At 69.0% G+C, this 15,850-nt stretch carries 7 protein-coding genes; 4 read left to right on the top strand and 3 right to left on the bottom strand.

Translation table 11 applies throughout. The annotated features are described in order from the left end of the window. Positions 1 to 19: 19 nt before the first annotated feature. Positions 20 to 2,095, top strand: coding sequence for a patatin-like phospholipase family protein (locus KAK03_RS07050; RefSeq protein WP_210852795.1), 2,076 nt, complete (start codon positions 20 to 22; stop codon positions 2,093 to 2,095). 12 nt (positions 2,096 to 2,107) lie between these two features. Here the strand turns inward: KAK03_RS07050 and KAK03_RS07055 are convergent, their stop codons facing one another. Then, positions 2,108 to 3,001: a DMT family transporter gene (locus tag KAK03_RS07055; RefSeq protein WP_210852797.1), complete on the bottom strand. Its 894-nt coding sequence runs from the start codon at positions 2,999 to 3,001 to the stop codon at positions 2,108 to 2,110. An 89-nt stretch (positions 3,002 to 3,090) separates the two neighbouring features. On the opposite strand from KAK03_RS07055, the gene KAK03_RS07060 reads away from it, so the two are divergent. Next, entirely contained in the window at positions 3,091 to 5,367 is a 2,277-nt protein-coding gene (locus tag KAK03_RS07060) for a glycoside hydrolase family 3 N-terminal domain-containing protein (protein ID WP_210852799.1), read from the top strand. On the opposite strand, the gene KAK03_RS07065 is transcribed toward KAK03_RS07060, so the two are convergent. Together KAK03_RS07065 and KAK03_RS07070 are read right to left on the bottom strand one after the other, a co-directional pair. Continuing rightward, a complete protein-coding gene (locus KAK03_RS07065; RefSeq protein ID WP_210852801.1) occupies positions 5,348 to 8,938 on the bottom strand; it encodes an ABC transporter permease/M1 family aminopeptidase in 3,591 nt (1,196 codons plus the stop codon). The genes KAK03_RS07060 and KAK03_RS07065 overlap by 20 nt on opposite strands. 1 nt (position 8,939) lies before the next feature. Further along, positions 8,940 to 9,851 carry an ABC transporter ATP-binding protein gene (locus KAK03_RS07070; RefSeq protein WP_210852803.1) on the bottom strand — a complete coding sequence of 304 codons (912 nt, stop codon included), beginning with the start codon at positions 9,849 to 9,851 and terminating at the stop codon, positions 8,940 to 8,942. A gap of 418 nt (positions 9,852 to 10,269) precedes the next feature. Here KAK03_RS07070 and KAK03_RS07075 point away from each other — a divergent pair, with 418 nt between their 5' ends. Together KAK03_RS07075 and KAK03_RS07080 are read left to right on the top strand one after the other, a co-directional pair. Continuing rightward, the gene (locus tag KAK03_RS07075; RefSeq protein ID WP_210852805.1) at positions 10,270 to 10,497 is read left to right on the top strand and encodes a helix-turn-helix domain-containing protein; all 228 of its coding nucleotides are present in this window, start codon (positions 10,270 to 10,272) and stop codon (positions 10,495 to 10,497) included. Between the two features lie 43 nt (positions 10,498 to 10,540). Next, a complete protein-coding gene (locus KAK03_RS07080) occupies positions 10,541 to 15,838 on the top strand; it encodes a DEAD/DEAH box helicase family protein (protein ID WP_210852806.1) in 5,298 nt (1,765 codons plus the stop codon). The last annotated feature ends 12 nt before the right edge of the window (positions 15,839 to 15,850 follow it).

Below are 15,850 nucleotides of genomic sequence, written 5' to 3' on the forward strand. Positions count from 1 at the left end.
CAAGCACAGGGAGACGGCGATGGACGAGCACTGCGACCTCGTGATGAAGGGCGGCATCACCAGCGGCGTGGTCTACCCGCGGCTGGTGGCCGAGCTGGCCACGCGCTACCGCTTCAAGAACATCGGCGGCACCTCGGCCGGGGCGATTGCCGCCGGCGCCTGCGCCGCCGCGGAGTACGGCCGCCGCCACGGCCATGCGCAGGCCTTCGAGCGCCTGGGCGAGCTGCCGCAGCAGCTGGGCGAGCCCATCACGCCCGAGGGCCGCACGCGGCTGTTCACGCTGTTCCGGCCGACGCCGGCGCTGCGCCGGCATTTCGCGGTGATGGTGGGTGCGCTCAACGCCGGCCCGCGCGACGCCGCCCGCGCGGTGCTGTGGGGTCTGGTGAAGATGCAGGCGGGTCTGGCGCTGCTGGCGCTGGCCCTGGGCAGCGTGCTGCTGTGGCCGCTGCTGCAGGCGGTGGCGCCGGCCCTGCCCACCGCCGCGATGGCCACCGGCGGTGCCACGGCCATGGCCCTCTGCGCTCTGGCGGCCGCGCTGGCCAGTCGCGCGCTGCTGCACGGTCATGCACTGCGCGCGGCCGGCGTGGCCGCGCTGGCGGTGGGCGCGCTGGCGGTCTTCCTGCGCTTGCTGGCGCCTGCCACCGACTGGCCGACCGCGCTGGGCCACGGCCTGGCCGTGTGGGTGGTGGCGCTGCTGTGGATGCTGCCGGTGGTGGCGCTGGTGACCTGGCGCTTCGGCCGCGGCCTGCTGGCCGGGCTGCATGCCAATGGCTACGGCCTGTGCAGCGGCCAGGGCGACGCACACACGCCGCCGGACCAGCCGGCGCTGACCGACTGGCTCACCGGCTACTTCAACACCCTGGCCGGCAAGGCGCCCGACGGGCCGCCGCTGCGCTTCGGTGAACTCTGGGGCCATGACGACCCCGAGCTGCCGCGCGACATCAACCTCGAGGTGATGACCAGCGCGGTGAGCCAGCAGATGGTCTATGGCATTCCGCTGCGCCCCGGCACACCGCGCTTCTTCTACGACCCGGTGGAGTGGGCGCGGCTGTTTCCGCCGTCGGTGATGCAGGCGCTGGACGAGGCGCTGCGCGCCCACCCCGAAGGCGATGGCAGCGAGCCGCTGCGCGAAGGCAGCCGCGTGCTGGGCCCCGAGGGCCGGCCGCTGCGCCCGCTGCCACGGCGCGCCGACTGGCCGGTGGTGGTGGCGGTGCGCATGAGCCTGAGCTTTCCGGTGCTGCTGTCGGCGGTGCCGCTGTACGCGATCGACTGGAGCCTGAAGACCAATGCGCAGTGCCGCCAGGCGATCGACGCCGCCGCCACGCCCGAGCAGCGCGCCGCCCACCCGCTGCAGGCCAAGCGCATCTGGTTCTCGGACGGCGGCATCGGCAGCAACATGCCGCTGCACCTGTTCGACGCGCTGCTGCCCGGCCACCCCACCTTTGCGGTCAACCTCAAGACCGCCCACCCCGACTACCCGATCCATGACCAGGTGCCGGGCAACGAGGGCGGGCGGGTCTACCTGCCGGTGGACAACCGCGGCGGCAGCCAGCGCTTCTGGAACGCACCGGACGATGCCGCGCCGCTGGGCGGGCTGGTCGGCTTCCTGGCCTCGATCGTCGACACCATGCAGAACTGGCGCGACGAGATCCAGTTCCCCTACCCGGGCTTTCGCGACCGCATCGTGCAGATCAGCCAGCGCCCCGACGAGGGCGGCCTGAACCTGGACATGCCGCCGAAGAACATTGAGGCGCTGTCGCGCGCCGGCGCGATGGCCGCGGCCCGCCTGATCGACCGCTTCCACCCGGCCGGTGCCGAGGGTGGCGCCGGCTGGCACAACCACGAGCAGGTGCGCCTGGGCACCTTCCTGGGCACGGTGCAGCCGGGCAGCGCAGCGCTGGCGCCGTCACTGGCCTCGGGCGAGTGGACCCCGCTGCTGAAGGACCTGCGCTACGACGCGCCGCAACGCGCGCTGGCCGGCGAGTTCATGGCCGTGCTGAACCAGCTGGCCCAGCTGGGGCCGGACAGCGGCCTGTCGCTGGAAAGCGGCGCGCTCAAGCCGCTGGCGCAGATCCGCATCACGCCGCGGATCTGAGCGTCCTGCCGATCAGCGCCGGCTGGCCAGCCACACGCCACCCAGCACCAGCACGCTGCCGGCCAGGAAGCGCGCCTCGATGGGCTCGCCCAGCAGGAACAGGCCCAGCACCACGCCGAATACCGGCGTCAGGAAGCTGAATGCCCCCAGCGGCGCGGCCTGGTAGTGGCGCAGCAGCCAGAACCAGACCAGGAAGCTGGCGCTAGACACCACCAGGCTCTGGAAGGCCAGGTGGGCCCAGGCCAGCGGCACCGGCGTGAAGCGCGCCTCGCCCAGCAGCAGCGCCGCCGGCAGCAGCAGCGCGCAGGCCAGGCCCAGCTGCCACATCAGGGTCTCGGCCGGCGGGGCGGAGGACAGGCTGGAGCAACGGATGCACACCGTCGTCGCGCCCCACGAGGCCCCCGCCAGCAGGGCCAGCAGGTCGCCCAGCAGCACCGCCGGCGCCTCGGGCATCGCGCCCTGCGGCGCGCGGCCCAGGAAGGCCAGCGCGATGCCCACGAAGGCCAGGCCGATGCCCAGCCACTGGCGGCGCACCAGGCGCTCGGCCGGCAGCCGCCAGTGCAGGCCCACGGCGGCGAAGATCGGCGAGGTGTAGAGCAGCACCACCACGTGCGAGGCGTGCGTGAGCTTCAGTGCCTGCGCCACCATCAGGTACTCGATGGCGAACAGCGCGCCGGCCAGCACCCCGGGGCGCCAGCGCGTCAGGCCCGATTGCCGCCACGCGGCCCAGCCGCCGCCCAGCGCCATGATCAGCACGAGCGCGATGCCCGAGCGCAGGCCGATCATCGTGGCCGGGCTGACCAGCGGCGCCGCGGCCTTCAGCGAGATCTGCTGCAGGCCCCAGGTCAGGCACAGCAGCAGCATCAGGCCGCTGGCGCGGCCATCCAGGGGAAGTCGTTGATCCATCGGGCTGGATTGTCGGGGCAGACCCGGGTCCGGGCCCGCGGGGGCGCGGGCTACAGTCGGCGCGCCCCTTTGCTGCCTGCCGCGTCCCCATGAGCCCACCCCGTCTGCCGCTGCGCCGCCGCTTTCTGCAGGCCGCGGCCGCGCTGCTGACGGCGCGCAGTGCCGCGGCGCGCCCCACCGCGAAGGACGACGCCGCGATCGAGCGCCTGCTGCGCCGCATGACGCTGGAGGAGAAGGCCGGCCAGCTGAGCCTGTTCTTCGACGACGCGCGCGAGGATGCGGTCAACGCGAACCCGGCGCAGGTCGAGCGGGCCATGGCCGACATCGGCGCCGAGATCGCCGCCGGGCGCGTCGGTGGTCTGTTCAACGGCATCGGCGTGGCCAGCGGGCGGGCGCTGCAGCGCATCGCGGTGGAACGCTCGCGGCTGGGCATCCCGCTGCTGTTCGCGGCGGATGTGATCCATGGCCTGCGCACCGTCTTCCCGGTGCCGCTGGGCGAGGCCGCCGCCTTTGATGCCGACCTGGCCGAGCGCACCGCCCGCGCCGCCGCCGAAGAGGCCACGGCCGTGGGCATCCACTGGACCTTCGCGCCGATGGTGGACGTGGCCCGCGACCAGCGCTGGGGCCGGGTCGTCGAGGGCGCCGGCGAGGACACCTGGTGGGGACAGCAGCTGGCTGCGGCGCGGGTGCGCGGCTTCCAGGGGCGCTCGCTGCGCGACGACGACAGCCTGCTGGCCACCGTCAAGCACTTCGCCGGCTACGGCGCCGTGGCCGGCGGCATGGACTACAACAGCGTGGAGCTGTCCGACGCCACGCTGCACGACGTGCACCTGCCGCCGTTTCGCGCCGGCCTGGAGGCGGGCGCGCTAGCGGTGATGACGGCCTTCCACGACCTGAACGGCATCCCCGCCACCGCCCACCACGGGCTGCTGACCGGCGTGCTGCGCCGGCAATGGGGCTTCGAGGGCCTGGTGGTGTCGGACTTCGCGTCCGATGTCGAACTGGTGACCCATGGCCTGGCGGCCGACGACAAGGATGCGGCGCGGCGCGCGATTCTGGCCGGCTGCGACATGTCGATGGCCAGCGCGCTCTACAACCGCCACCTGCCGGCGCTGGTGCGCGAGGGTGCGGTGCCGATGGCGGTGCTGGACCGCTCGGTGCGGCGCGTGCTGCGGGTGAAGCAGGCGCTGGGCCTGTTCGAGCGACCCTACCGCTCGCTCGACCCGGCGCGTGAACGCGGCGCGCTGCGCCGCCCGCAGACGGTGGCGCTGGCGCGCGAAGCGGCGCGCCGCTCGGTGGTGCTGCTGAAGAACGAGGGCCGCCTGCTGCCGCTGCCGGCGCAGGGACAGCGCATCGCGCTGATCGGGCCCTTCGCGCAGGACCGTGTGCACCTGATGGGGCCCTGGGCGCTGTGGAACGAGCCGGCGCAGGGCGTGAGCCTGGAAGACGGCCTGCGCGCCGCCCTGGCCGACCCGGCCACGCTGCAGGTGGTGCCAGGCTGCGGCATCGAGACAGCGCTGGACGGTGGCATCGCGGCCGCCGTGGCCGCGGCGCGTGCGGCCGACGTGGTGATCCTGTCGGTGGGCGAGAGCGACGCGCTGTCGGGTGAGTCGGCCTCGCGCACCGACATTGGTCTGCCGCCGGTGCAGCAGGCGCTGGCCGAGGCGGTGGCCGCCACCGGCACGCCGATGGTGGTGGTGCTGCAGCACGGCCGTGCGCTGGCCCTGAGCGGCGCGGTGCGCGCGGCCCCCGCGATCCTGGCCGGCTGGTACCTGGGCCAGCAGTCCGGCCATGCGCTGGCCGACCTGCTGTTGGGCCGGCACGCGCCCTCAGGCCGACTGCCGGTGAGCTTTCCGCAGGCCTCGGGCCAGCAACCCTTCTTCTACAACCACCGCAACACCGGCCGGCCGCAGGAACGTGCCGACGAGACGCGCTTCAGGTCGCGCTACCTGGAGGTGACGAACGAGGCGCTCTACCCCTTCGGCCACGGCCTGGGCTACGGCGAGATCGTCTACGAGGCGGTGAGCCTGGACACCGACACCCTGGCCTGGGACGGCCGTTGCCAGGTGCGTGTGCGCGTGCGCAATGTGGGGCCGCGCGCGATGCGCGAGGTGGTGCAGCTCTACATCCACCAGCGCGTGGCCAGCCCGGTGCGGCCGGTGCGCGAGCTGCGCGGCGTGCAGGCGGTGGAGCTGGCCGCCGGTGAGGCGGCCAGTGTGGCCTTCACGCTGAGCCGCCACGACCTGGCGCACCGCGATGCCCAGGGTCGCGAGCGCGTGGAGCCTGGCTGGTTCGACCTCTGGCTGGCGCCGTCGGCGGCCGCCGGCACGCCGGTGTCCTTGCGCCTTACTCCTTCACCGCGCTGAGGTTGTCCTCCGAGTTGCGGTCGATGCGCTTGTTGTACGGATCGACCCCCACGTAGGCCGGCTTCTCGGCCACCGTCAGCGTGATCTGCTGGCTGCCGCTGGTCAGGCGCTGGCGCTGCATCGCCAGCACCGACTGGGCGGTGTAGCCTTTCTTGCCGGGCTCGGCGGTGAAAGCGCCGATGTCGCAGGCCTCGTCCAGCGGCGCTTCGGTCTCGACACCCTTGCCGTCGGCATACAGCTTGCGCGCGTCCACCGTGAAGCGCACGTCCCATCGGCCGTCGGGGCGGCGCGTGGCGCTGGCGTCGCGGGCCTTCAGGTCGAGCAGCGTGATCTTCTCGAAGAGGTCGGTGATCAGGGCCTGGTGGGCGGCGTTGTCGGGGCCGGCCTCGGCGCGCAGCAGGCGCAGGAAATCGGTGCTGTTGGCGTAGGGCGCGGGCTTCAGGGCGAACTGCTGCAGCAGCTTGGCCAGCGTGCGGTTGACCACCTCCACGCCCAGCGCCTCCTTGGCCCACCACATCGCCAGCGAGCCCTTCTGGTAGTGGATGTAGGGCTGGTTCTCCACCCGGGCCAGCGGCATCTCCTCGACCACCTCGCCGCCGCGCGAGCGCAGGTAGCGGTCGAGCTCGTACTTCAGGAAGCGGCGCATCTGCTCGGGGCCGTAGAGCTGCTCCATCACCAGCAGCGCCGAGTACTGCGCGAAGCTCTCCACCAGCAGCGTGCTGCCCTGCTGCGGGCTGGGGGCCAGCTGGTGGCCCCACCACTGGTGGGCGATCTCGTGCGCGGTGACGTAGGTCACCACGTCGATCTTCTCGGGGTCATCCAGCTTGGTCAGGAAGCCGATGTTCTCGCTGTAGGGAATGGTGTTGGCAAAGCTCTGCGCGAAGTTGGCGTAGCTGGGGAACTCCAGGATCCGCGCCTGGCGGAACTGGTAGGGCGAGAACTGCTGGCCGAACAGCTGCAGCGAGGCCTTCATCGCCGCCAGCATGCGCGGCACGTTGTAGTCGTGCCCCGGGTGGTGGTAGACGGCCAGCTCGATCGGGCCCAGCCGGTCGGTCTTCACCGCGTAGCGCGCCGACTGGATGCTGAAGAAATGGTTGATCGGCGCGTCGGTCCTGAAGCGCACGGTGCGGCGGCCGTCCTTCGTCACATCGCTGACGGTGTAGCCGGGGGCGATCGGGGTCTGGTCGGCGTCGGTGCCCACCGTGATCTCGGCCTGCACCCAGTCGCTGTCGCCGCGCAGGCCGTTGAAGGCGCGGGCCGAGTCGTCCTCCAGCGTGGGGGGCCGCAGGTCGGCCGGCAGGCCCTGCTTGCGGCGCTTGGCGCGGTCCTTCAGGAAGCCCTCGCGCGAGACGCCCAGGCCCGGCGCGATGTCGCCGTTGTCGACGAAGCTGCCGTTTTCGACGATGCGCGTCAGCGGCGCGCTGTTGACGAAGCCGCGCTCCTGCAGCGTGGTGGCAAAGCCCAGCTCGCGCACCTCGCCCGGCTGCATCGGCGTGTCCAGGCGGTAGCGCCGGAAGCCCCATTCCGGGTAGTCGGCGCCGACGGTGGCGCCGGGGATGTCCAGGCGGTCGATCACCAGCCGGGGCGCCCAGGCGACGATCAGCTCGGCGATCGGGCCGCCGCTGCGGTTCTCGAGGCGGTAGCGGCCGGTGGTGACCGCGCGCGCCTCGCGCGGGTAGAGCTGCACATCCAGCGTGACCGCGGTGATGCGCGGCTGGGGCAGCTTCTCCAGCGGCAGCATCGCGCGCTCGGCCTCGGCCAGGATCCGCTCCTGCTCAGGGACCGGCTGGTAGCGGTTGAGGAGGTTGGTGTTCCAGAAGATCCAGCCGCCCAGGCCCACCCAGGCCAGTGCAGCGGCCGCGCCCAGCCAGCCGGCCGGCCCGCGCAGCCGGGCGCGCGCCTGCGGCCAGCGCTGGCGCAGCGTGCTGCCGGCGCCGCGCTGCCAGAAGGCGTAGGCCCCCACCGCCAGCAGCAGCGCGCAGGCGCTCCAGTACAGCTGGTACCAGAGCATGCCGATCCAGAAGCGCGACATGCCGCCCATGTCCGACAGCGGCACCGGCGAGGTGCTGCTGTAGTTGTAGAGGTTGTGCTCGAAGCCGGCTGAGGCCAGCGCGATGGCCGCCACCACCTGCAGCAGCATCAGCCCCCAGCCGATGTATTTCTGTGGCACCAGCACCTGCACGAACACCGACAGCACCGCCAGCTGCAGCGACAGCAGCACCGTGGGCAGCACGAACCACCACAGGTAGGACAGCGGCTGCAGCTGCGTGAAGCCCTTGGCCAGCTGCACCGCCATGCCGGTCAGCGCGGCCACCAGCGAGGTGGCCAGCAGCACCAGCGCGATCGCGGCGATCTTGGGCACCAGGTGGGCCCAGCCGGGCGCGGCGGTGGCGTCGACGATCTCGTGCATGCGGCGCTCGCGGTCGCGCCAGACCAGCTCGCCACCGTAGTAGATGGCGATGATGATGGGCATCAGCGTGAACGCCCCCTGCAGCGCTTCCACCATCAGCCGCGTCACCGGGTAGCTGCCGCTGCCGTACCACTCGTTGCTGAACCAGGCGCCGCCACCGGCGTTGAGCACGCCGATGAACAGCAGCACGAAGAAGGCCGGGCTGCGGAACACGAAGGCCATGTCGAAGCGCGCCAGCGCCAGGAACTGGGCGCGGCGGGTGGCGGCGTCATCGTGCGGCTGTGGCAGGGCCCGCGGCGCGGCCGCCGGTGTGGCGGTGGGCGCCTCAGGGGCCGCCGCTGCGACCTTGGCGGCGCGCTGCTCGAAGCGGAAGCGCCAGGCCGTCCAGGCGAACAGCGCGCTGCCCAGGCCCAGCCAGAGCAGCCGGTTGGCCAGGAACAGGCCCGACAGCTCGGGCAGGCGCGTGTTGCGGTCGGCCGCGGTCCAGTACTTGGTGGCGATGCCGAGCGCCGACAGGCCGAAGGGATCGGACAGCGCCGAGACCACATCGCGCTCCATGTTGCGCAGCAGCCCACGCGAGACGAAGTACAGCACCAGCAGCGCCACCGCCCCCACATAGGACCACATCATCGAGCGGGTGCTGGTGGCCAGCGCGAAGAAGGCGCTGCCGATGATCACCAGCGTGGGCAGCGCGAAGACGAACAGCGCCCAGAGGTAGTCGCCCGGGCGGAAGGGGCCGACCTTCTCGGGGTCGAGCCAGGGCATCAGCGCGCCCACGCCGATGCCCAGCGGCACCGCGGCCAGCACCAGCAGCGCCGCGGCCAGCGCGCCGCTGAAGCGCCCACCGAGGTAGGCGCCCTTGCCCAGGCGGGTGCTGCGCAGGATGGGGGCGAAGCCGGTCTCGTCGTCGCGCAGCACCGTGCCGGCCACCATGGCCACGACAACGAAGATCGCGAACAGGCTCATCACCGCCAGCGTCTGCACGATCGCGAAGGGCGAGTTCAGGTTGACGTTGCCCTTGCTGCCGATCTGGATCTGGTCCACCGTGGTGGCGCCGAAGGCCAGCAGGAAGAACAGCGCGAAGCCGACCCAGAGCACCGGGCTGCGCAGCTGGTAGCGCCACTCGAAGCGCGCCACCGCGCTGAAGAAGGAGCCGCCCATCTCAGGCTCCTTGCGCGGCGGCAGCGGCAACGCTGGCGCGGTGGCGGTGCAGCGTGGCGAAGTAGACGTCTTCCAGCGTGGGCTCGGCGGGCGCGAAGCCGGGGCCCGGCGCGCCCGCGCCCGGCTCGGCCAGCGCGCGGATCACGGTGCGCCCGGCGCGCAGCCGGGTGGCGATCACCGCGTGGCGCTCACGCGCCGCCGGCAGCTCGGCCTTGTCGATGTCGGCCTGCCAGATGCGGCCGGCCAGCGACGCGATCAGCGCCGACGGCGTGCCGCTCTCGACGATGCGCCCGCCCACCAGGATGGCGGTGCGCGGGCACAGGTCGGTGACGTCGTCAACGATGTGGGTGGACAGGATCACCACCACCTGCTCGCCGATCTCGGCCAGCAGGTTGTTGAAGCGGTTGCGCTCCTCGGGGTCGAGGCCGGCGGTGGGCTCGTCGACGATGATCAGCCGCGGCTGGCCGATCAGCGCCTGCGCAATGCCGAAGCGCTGGCGCATGCCCCCTGAGTAGCCGGCCACGGCCTTCTTGCGCGCCTCCCACAGGTTGACCTGGCGCAGCAGCGACTCGACCGTGTCGCGCCGCTCACCGCGGCCGGCCACGCCCTTGAGCACCGCCAGGTGGTCCAGCAGGTCCTCGGCCGACACGCGCGGGTAGACGCCGAAATCCTGCGGCAGGTAGCCCAGCGTGGCGCGCAGCGCCTCGGGCCGGGCCAGCACATCGATGTCGCCGAAGCGGATCTGACCCTGGCTGGGAATCTGCAGCGTGGCCAGGCAGCGCATCAGGCTGCTCTTGCCGGCGCCGTTGGGCCCGAGCAGGCCGAACATGCCGGCCGGGATGTCGAGCGAGACCCCATCGAGCGCGCGTGTGCCGTTGGGGTAGACGTGGGTGAGGTCGCGGATGTTCAGCATGGCGCGCATGCTGCCGCATGTCGGGCGCGCTGGCGGCGGGCGGCCGACCAAACGCGGGAATCTCCCGATGAATCGCCGGATGGGCGCCCTGGACGGCGGAACCTGCACGGCCCGGCGCGGTGCGGTCCCCCGCGCCCAGAAACGACAAAGCCCGCGAGGGGCGGGCTTCGTGATGGCTGGCTGCATGGGGTTCAGTGGTTGCGTTGGTTTATGAGACCAGAGATATCGATGCGACAAGTTGTCAGTGGTGAGGTAGGTCGTTCTAGACCTTGCGCCCCTTACCAAGCCTGTGACAATGAGACTGACAAATTTCCATGCAACTGGCCTTTTTGTCGTCCTGAATAGCATTCTTCCCAACAGAAAGCCGCCTTTAAAGGCTTTTTTTCGTTCTGGATGACATTTATTTGTTTGGAACGACATGATCAAGTGCCATCTGTCCCGACTGATGGGGGAGCGCAAGTTGAAGATCGCGGACGTTGCCCGCGACACGGGCTTGCACCGCAACACGGTCACGCTGCTGTACGACGAGACAGCCGCGCGAGTGGACCTGGATGCCATCGATCGCTTGTGCAGCTACTTCGGCATCCCTGTGGGAGAACTCTTCGAGCACCTGGCCGGCGAGAAGGAGCAGGTCAGCAAGCCGTGAATATCGGCGCATGGCACTGCCAAGAGATCAGGGAGAACAACGAATGCAAGATGTCTTTGACTTCCGCAATCGAGTGATTGACGAGTACAGCGCGTTCTCGCGCAGCTTCTCGACCATTGCCGCACCTGACCTGGCGGCCAAGGTCGATGACGAATACAGCCGCGGCCGGTACTGGCCGGAGCCGCTCATCCAGATCAACCCGAACTACAAGCGCAGCGGCTCGGTCCAAAAGTTGGTGAAGGAAGGCAGCCTGCACGCCGCATGCGCCGCCCTGTTCCAGACGGGCAAGGTAGAGGGCAAGCCCGCTGACCTGCATCTCTACGTGCACCAGATGCAGGCCATCGCCAAGGCGCAGGAGCGCCGAAGCTATGTGGTCACGACGGGAACCGGCTCGGGCAAGTCGCTCTCGTTCTTCATCCCGATCATCGATCGCATCCTCAAGGCGAAGCAGGCAGATGCGACGCCACGCACACGCGCCATCGTCATCTACCCGATGAACGCTTTGGCTAACAGCCAGTTGGAGGAGCTGGACAAGTTCCTCCACGGCTACGCGCAGGGCCAAGAGCCCTTCACGGTTAAGCGCTACACCGGCCAGGAGAGCAGCGAAGAGCGCAAGGCGATCGCCGATACGCCCCCGGACATCCTGCTCACCAACTTCATGATGCTGGAGCTGATCCTCACACGTTACGAGGATATTGATCGCCGCGTAGTCGACCACTGTCGAGGCCTTGAATTCCTGGTCCTCGACGAGCTGCACACCTACCGCGGCCGCCAAGGGGCCGACGTCGCCATGCTCGTGCGTCGCCTCCGCGAGCGCATGCAAGCCGATCAGCTCGTCTGCATTGGTACCTCGGCAACCATGTCCTCCTCCGAGCGGCAGGACGATCGCAATCAGACAGTGGCTGAGGTGGCCAGCCTGCTTTTCGGCACGCCCATCACGGCACTGGACGTCATCGGTGAGACGCTCGAGCGCGTCACGGACAAGTCCCGTGACGTGGCCGCCGTCAAGCCGCAGCTGCTTGCCGCGCTGTCCAAGAGCACCCATGCCTGGTCAAGCTTCGACGAGTTTCGCGGCGACCCACTGGCCATATGGGTCGAGCTCAACCTCGGCATTGATCTACCCGCTGATCAGCCCCCACGTCGCGCCAAGCCAATCACGGTGGAGTCGGCCGCCGAACGCTTGGCTGCAGATGCAGGCTGCGGAATCGAACTGGCCCGCGAAGGCATGCGTCGCTTCTTGGTGGCGGCGCACGAGGTTCGCACACCAGAGGGGCGGGCCCCTTTCGCGTTCAAGCTACACCAGTTCATCAGCGGTCCTGGCAAGGTGCTTGCCACCCTGGAGCCAGCCGGCAAGCGCCACATCACACTGGACGCGCAGCGTTTCGCACCGGGTAGGCAGACCGAGGGCACGCAGCTCTACCCCGTTCACTTCTGCCGCGACTGCGGGCAGGAATACCACCCCGTCTGGCGATCTGGCAAAGGTGCGCCCCGGTTTGATCCGCGGGAGATCGATGACATCTCCAGCGACGATGACGAAGCCGCTCGCTACGGCTTCCTCTGCCCGCTTCGCCCGGGCATGGCCTACGCCGGCTGGGAGGATGTGCCCGACAGCTGGCTGGATCTATCGAAGAGCGAGCCCAAACTCAAGAGCACCTACAAGAACGCCGTTCCCGAGTCCGTCACCGTCACGCCGCAGGGCGAGACCGGCTCCGGTGAGACCTACTGGTTCATTCCCGGAAAGTTCCGCTTCTGCCTGAGTTGCGGCCTCACGCACGAGGCCTACGGCAAAGACAAGAATCGGTTAGCCAGCTTGTCCGGAGAGGGCCGCTCATCGGCGACCACCATGCTCACGCTCAGCGCCGTGCGCCAGTTGTTTGAGTTGGGAGACCCGGAGCCAGATCAGCCGGACCCCCGGAAGCTGCTCGGCTTCACCGACAACCGGCAGGACGCTGCCCTACAGGCGGGCCACTTCAACGACTTCATCTTCCTGCTAACCCTGCGGTCAGCCCTGGTGGCTGCGCTGCAGCGTGCCGGTGGCGTCCTCACCGAAGAGCACCTGGCCGATGCGGTTTTCAAGGCTCTCGGGTTTGATCGCACGGATGCCGGAACGCTGGCCGAATACCTGAAGACGCCCAAGCTCATGGGGCTCGCTAGGCAAGAAGCACAGCGCACGCTTCGCTTCATCCTGGGCTACCGGCTCTTTCGAGATCTCCGACGCGGATGGCGCTTCAACAACCCCAACCTGGATCAGCTGAACCTCCTCACCATCGCATACCGTGGCCTTGACGAGTTCAGCGAGCAACCAGAGCTGTTCGCCACCAACCAGACACTGGCGGGCATGTCTCCCGCTGAGCGGGCCATGTTGGCCGAGACCGTCTTTAACGGCATGCGCAGATCGCTGTGCCTGGAAACCCGCTATCTCAACGCAGTCGAGCAGGAGCGGGCCAAGACCACGGCCTTCCAGTACCTGAATGAACGTTGGACGTTTGGTGACGAAGACCTGGAAACCTCGCGTTGGCTGATCCTCAGCAAACGTCCGGAAGACAAGCGCGGCAAACCCCGGGCCGATCTAGTGCCCGGCGGTGCGCGCTCGCGACTGCTGAAGAGCATCAAGGCCCTGTCCGTCTGGAAGTCGCCCAACCTGGCGGGCATGACGAAGGGCTGGAAAGACGCGCAGTGGCTGGAGCTCTTGCAGGCGCTGCTGATTGCAGCATCGCGCTACGGGTATGTGCAGCGCCACGAAGTCGACGCACAGTTGATCGGCTGGCGGCTCAACGCGTCGGCGATGGACTGGCTCCTGGTCAACACCCCCGAAACCGAGCAAGAAGGCAAGCACAACCGGTTCTTTCGCCAGCTCTACCTCGCCGTTGCGGACACGCTCAACCAGCAGAGCCATTCACTCTTCGAACTCGAAGCACAAGAGCACACTGCCCAAGTCGATGCAGGCCGACGCCAACTGCTGGAGCAGCGCTTCCGATACACCGAGAAAGACCGGCGAGATTGGCTTGAGAACCCAGCCCATGAAGCTCCGCTTGAGCGACTGCCGGTCATGTTTTGCTCGCCCACCATGGAGCTGGGCGTGGACATCTCAGCGCTCAACACCGTCTACCTGCGCAACGTGCCGCCCACGCCGGCCAACTACGCCCAGCGCAGCGGCCGTGCCGGTCGATCAGGGCAGCAAGCGCTGGTCATCACCTACTGTGCAGCGCTCAGCCCGCATGACCAGTGGTTCTTCCATCACGCGACCGAAATGGTGCATGGCATCGTGCGCCCGCCGACCCTCGACCTCGCCAATCGGGATCTGATCGATAGCCATCTGCACGCCGTTTGGTTGGCGGCCGCACGCGTTCAGTTGGACACCAGCATCGCGCCACTGCTCGACTTGGAGAAGCCCGAGAAGCCGCTGGTACCAGCACTGCGCGCGGCCTTGGAAGCGCCAGAAGTCACGGCACGCGCCACCGAGAGCGGCGAACGACTCATGCAACAGGTGCGTCCGCTGTTGGCTAAGGCCGGTTGGTTCAGTGACACCCACGTCACCAACACCATGCAGGAAGCAGCGGCCGCGTTCAACGCCGCTTTCGGCCGCTGGCGCGTGATGGTGGACGCCACGCGCAAGCAGATGGACATGGCCGACCAGGTGGTCAAGAGCTACACCACCTCCCACATCGAAAAGCAGAACGCCCAGCGCCGCTACGGCGATGCAGCTCGGCAATACGCCGTGTTGCTGAAGGCGGGCAACACCCAGAACTCGGACTTCTACACTTACCGCTATCTGGCCAGCCAGGGCTTCCTGCCGGGCTACAACTTCCCTCGTCTGCCGCTCATGGCCTGGATTCCGGCGCGTGGTGGTGCGCCCGTCAAAGGCAAGGACGACGATGGCAGCATGGTGAGCCGTCCGCGTTTCCTGGCTTTGTCGGAGTTCGGCCCGCGCAGCCTGATCTATCACCAGGGCCGCATGTACCGGGTGGTCAGGGCCAAGCTCAACGTCGGCTCAGCCGATCATGTGTCGGGCAACAACACCCTGGCCACCGTGGCCAGTCGCGTCTGCAGCCAATGCGGCTACGCCCACATGGGCAGCGAAGACGGCGCCGAGCCCACCGAGAACCTGTGCGAGAACTGCGGGGCCTTGCTCACTGACCACGATTGGGTGCGAAACCTCTACCGGATCGAGACGGTGGAGACCGTGCCGGTCGAGCGCATCTCCATCAATGACGAAGACCGCCAGCGCCAGGGCTTCGAACTGCAGACCACCTACCGCTTCCTGCCCGGCCCGGAAGGCCGCAGCGCACTGCAGACCTCGCTGGTCATGGACGCCCAGGCGGCCGATGAAGCACCATTGGCCAGCCTCAAATACGCACCCGCGGCACAGATCTGGCGCATCAACCGCGGCTGGCGCCGGCGCAAGAACAAGGACCAACTGGGCTTCTACATCAACCCCATCACGGGGCAGTGGAGCCGCAAGGACGAGCCCGGTGCCGCTGACGAGCCTCCCGAAGCAGCCGATGAACTGCTGGACAAGGTTCCGAATCAGCCCATCGTTCCCTTTGTCGAGGACCACCGCAATGTGCTCATCCTGGCGCCGGTCAAGCCGCTGACCAAGGAGGCCATGGCCACGTTGCAGGCCGCGCTCAAGCGCGGCATAGAGCTGGTGTTCCAGATCGAAGAGTCTGAGCTGGTTGCCGAGCCCCTACCCACCCAGGACGACCGCAAAGCCTTGTTGTTCTATGAAGCCGCCGAGGGTGGCGCAGGTGTCCTCACGCGGCTGGCTACCGAGCCAGACGCCCTGGCCCAAGTGGCAGCTCAGGCCTTGGCGCTAATGCACCATCGTCAGCCGGGCGGCGCCTGGACGCTGGCGGGCCTGCCGGATCTGGAGATCAAGCGCCAGGATGGCAGCGCCATCTGCGAAGCGGGCTGCTATCAATGCCTGCTGTCCTACTTCAATCAGCCCGACCACGAGCACATCAATCGCCGTGACCCCAGCGCGCTGGGTCTTCTTGTGGCATTGGCCAACGCCCGCGTCGTTCCAGCACCCGAGGCGCCTCTCGCAGCACCTGCCTCGGTGACACCACATCCGGCGGCCCAAGGTGATCTGCATGCCCAATGGCTCGCAGCGCTGCTCGCCGCCGGCTGCAAGCCACCCGGCGAAGGGCCTTTGGCCGTTCTAGGTGGCAAGGCGCAGGTGGCGGCTCGGTTCAAGGGGAGCCGCACCTTGGTGACGCTATCGCCTTTGCCGGCTGACGCCGTAGCGGAACTGGCCGACCTCGGGTGGACAGTGCTCGACATGTCGGATCCTGTCCAATGGGCCGGACAATTCGCCACGCACGCCGCGCTGTTCAACTGATCCATTTGCTCT

This window comes from Ideonella alba, assembly GCF_018069845.1.
Classification (GTDB): domain Bacteria; phylum Pseudomonadota; class Gammaproteobacteria; order Burkholderiales; family Burkholderiaceae_C; genus Ideonella; species Ideonella alba.

Bases quoted from the DNA above. Each gene is read 5' to 3' on its own strand.
- KAK03_RS07070 (WP_210852803.1), bottom strand. From the start codon at position 9,851: ATGCTGAACATCCGCGACCTCACCCACGTCTACCCCAACGGCACACGC.
- KAK03_RS07080 (WP_210852806.1), top strand. From the start codon at position 10,541: ATGCAAGATGTCTTTGACTTCCGCAATCGAGTGATTGACGAGTACAGC.
- KAK03_RS07065 (WP_210852801.1), bottom strand. From the start codon at position 8,938: ATGGGCGGCTCCTTCTTCAGCGCGGTGGCGCGCTTCGAGTGGCGCTAC.
- KAK03_RS07060 (WP_210852799.1), top strand. From the start codon at position 3,091: ATGAGCCCACCCCGTCTGCCGCTGCGCCGCCGCTTTCTGCAGGCCGCG.
- KAK03_RS07075 (WP_210852805.1), top strand. From the start codon at position 10,270: ATGATCAAGTGCCATCTGTCCCGACTGATGGGGGAGCGCAAGTTGAAG.
- KAK03_RS07055 (WP_210852797.1), bottom strand. From the start codon at position 3,001: ATGGATCAACGACTTCCCCTGGATGGCCGCGCCAGCGGCCTGATGCTG.
- KAK03_RS07050 (WP_210852795.1), top strand. From the start codon at position 20: ATGGACGAGCACTGCGACCTCGTGATGAAGGGCGGCATCACCAGCGGC.